Raw genomic sequence first — 270 nt, 5'->3', positions numbered from 1 at the left:
CCTTAGAAAATTTAGCCCACAGAGGCTACACCGAAGGCTTTTTAAAGCGCCATGCGCACCAAGACTATCAAAATTATGAATACGGCCATTCGGTATCAACTAAACAACAGTTTGTTGGCGAAGTGCTGGGTAGAGATGCTAACGGCTTAGTTGATATTGATGTAAAAAATAAGTTTTGTGTTGGCCATTCATTAGAGTTAATGACCCCACTAGGTAATATTAGCTTTGTACTTGAGCAGATGGAAAATAAAAAGGGTGAAAGTATTAGCG

General features: G+C 39.3%; 1 protein-coding gene. It reads left to right on the top strand.

The features are described 5' to 3' along the window. The coding region (locus AAEY83_RS15325; protein WP_351060275.1) for a U32 family peptidase C-terminal domain-containing protein at positions 1-270 on the top strand (270 nt) is incomplete at both ends.

The sequence above is a fragment of the Psychrobacter sp. TB20-MNA-CIBAN-0197 genome (assembly GCF_040309765.1).
Taxonomy (GTDB): domain Bacteria; phylum Pseudomonadota; class Gammaproteobacteria; order Pseudomonadales; family Moraxellaceae; genus Psychrobacter; species Psychrobacter submarinus.
The sequence above is the reverse complement of the archived record's forward strand: the minus strand, read 5'-3'. Positions and strand labels throughout refer to the sequence as shown.